The 2243-nt window shown below is 56.4% G+C and carries 3 protein-coding genes; 2 read left to right on the top strand and 1 reads right to left on the bottom strand.

Annotated elements, in window-relative coordinates; genetic code table 11:
* Window positions 1-215, top strand: a 215-nt coding sequence (locus OWC48_RS45785) for a LexA family transcriptional regulator (protein ID WP_282525893.1), incomplete at its 5' end; no start/stop codon positions are given.
* Window positions 216-643: 428 nt separating this feature from the next.
* Window positions 644-1453, top strand: a complete 810-nt coding sequence (locus tag OWC48_RS45780) for an effector protein NopP (RefSeq protein ID WP_282525894.1) — start codon at window positions 644-646, stop codon at window positions 1451-1453.
* 575 nt (window positions 1454-2028) lie between these two features.
* On the opposite strand, the gene OWC48_RS45775 is transcribed toward OWC48_RS45780, so the two are convergent.
* A partial coding sequence (locus OWC48_RS45775) for a LexA family transcriptional regulator (RefSeq protein WP_282525893.1) occupies window positions 2029-2243 on the bottom strand: 215 nt, incomplete at its 5' end.

Raw genomic sequence — 2243 nt, 5'->3', positions numbered from 1 at the left:
CGCACATGTTCGGGCGCCCACCCGCCGAAACCGACATGCAGCGCCATTTCCGTGTCAGCCCTCCGTCGGTCCACCAGATGATGGTCACCCTCGAACGTAACGGATTCATTCGTCGTCAGCCCGGTGTTCCCCGGAGCATCGAGATTCTCCTGCCACCCGAAAACCTGCCCGTCCTCGAATGGCTCGGTATCAAAACGTCAAAATCAATGGGATGAACCACTAGCTCACAATTTCTCGACGCCTTAGCCGGAACTTGTCACGGATCGAGAACCGGTCTCCTCGGCGAAAGTAGTTGAAGTAATGTGCTCGAGGCGCTTCCCGTGGTTGTTAAGCTCACAGCTCATGGTCATGGCGGCCTCAGAACGTCGCTCACGCCGCATAAGCGCGGTCAGCCGCCCGCTCGAGACGACCTGACCAGGGGCCGTCACCGGACGCGAACCGCTGATCTCAAGTTCGGCCGAGTTATGAAGACGCTCCGGAGAGCGCGGTGCCGAACTGCGCCCTCTCGCCGGCTCGCCCTATGTTTCAGCGAATTTAGTTTTCCGTTTATTTGCCGTCAGCTTACGGACAGCCAAGCTGCTTATCTGCGGAGTCAGGTCTAATGACCTGAACACAATGTAACAGCCATAGGAGTGTGGTCGTCATGGACGGTCGAATTAACAATTGGTCGGATGTTCCATCCGATGATGAGTATCATTACGCAAGCTCCCCGGAGCACAGGAACGCCGACGATTTCGCGGGCGCGCTCGGTAGAATGGGATTGCACGATTCGGGTGCCAGCTCATCCTCGCAGCCGAGTTATTACCTCACTTCAAGACCTCCCGTTATTGAGATCGACCAAGCCGAATTCCGGGAACGGGTGAGGAGCTTTCATGGTGAAGAAATCAATCATATCGCCAACAATCCGCAGGAATACTCAGAATTTGTGTCCGAAAGAGCTAGGCGCACCGCGGATGTCGCTAGCAGTTTCGGGATCCGAAGGGATTCTGATGCCGCCCGATATTACAGCTACCAACTAGGAAATAGGAGCGTCGGCCTCCAAAGAACGGAAGCCGGATTTCCTATGGCGACTGAGTTCACCAGCCAAGGGTGGCGAGAACAGTTCCCCGGACGAACTAACGTCACATCAATCGTGGATTTTCAGGTTGCTCATCCGCTCGTCGGCAACGCCGGCGATATTCTGCTCGAGCACCAACTACGGCAAGACGGCGAACGGCCGCTGGTGAACTGGCGTCCTGCTAATGACGAAGCGAGAGCCCGTGCAGAACAAATGGGCTTCGTTGATGTAGATCGCAATGATATGGTACTTGATCCCACCCAGTCCAGACAGTGGAGATATAGGGATGGTGAATGGCAGCGCGCAACCAATTCTCCGGCGTATCTCTCCAAAGTCAAAACGCCGAGCGATGACGAACCTTCATCAGAGTCCGACTCGGATGGAGACTTTATGTGACGTGAGATCTCCACCAATCCATTGAGGTGGAGCAGGAGCGCAGACCAACCGACACCTGCGGCTTACGATCGAGCCTTGGACCGAACGAAGCCGAAGCCAATTCGGATCAATCCGTGAGGTGCACTATACTGATCGCACCGCGGGGCTTACGAGAGTTGGTACCTATAATAGCACAAAAGAAAACCCCAGCTTCCAGCCGGGGTTTTCGACTGCCGCCCGGGCGGGAGGAGCGGATTGCCTATGGCAGGCGCGAGCGTCATTGTGTCCTCGCCATCAGAACGGCTGGGGATCTTTCCGGGTTCGCTGGGTGAGGAGGGCTTCGTTGGCCGTTTTCTTCGTAGGCGGTAATCTCGAGAAGGGTCGGGCCAACTCATCGAGCAACGAGACCATCCACCCGGGCTCGCCGGCAGCGGACGCATGGCAAAGATCAAAAAAGGAGCAGATGCCAGCACACCCACCTCATTCTGCTTTAGTGTCCTGAACCAGAAATTCGCGACATTGCGATGTCTAGGCTTGAGTATTGTATCGGCAGAAGCGTTCGATGGAAGCCAGGATCTCGTCGGGGGGCTAGTGGTTCATCCCATTGATTTTGACGTTTTGATACCGAGCCATTCGAGGACGGGCAGGTTTTCGGGTGGCAGGAGAATCTCGATGCTCCGGGGGACACCGGGCTGACGACGAATGAATCCGTTACGTTCGAGGGTGACCATCATCTGGTGGACCGACGGAGGGCTGACACGGAAATGGCGCTGCATGTCGGTTTCGGCGGGTGGGCGCCCGAACATGTGCG

The sequence above is a fragment of the Bradyrhizobium sp. Arg816 genome, from assembly GCF_029989365.1.
GTDB lineage: Bacteria > Pseudomonadota > Alphaproteobacteria > Rhizobiales > Xanthobacteraceae > Bradyrhizobium.
The sequence above is the reverse complement of the archived record's forward strand: the minus strand, read 5'-3'. Positions and strand labels throughout refer to the sequence as shown.

What these genes read in the sequence shown, in the direction of transcription:
- OWC48_RS45780 (WP_282525894.1), top strand. Translation starts at nt 644, where the DNA reads ATGGACGGTCGAATTAACAATTGGTCGGATGTTCCATCCGATGATGAG.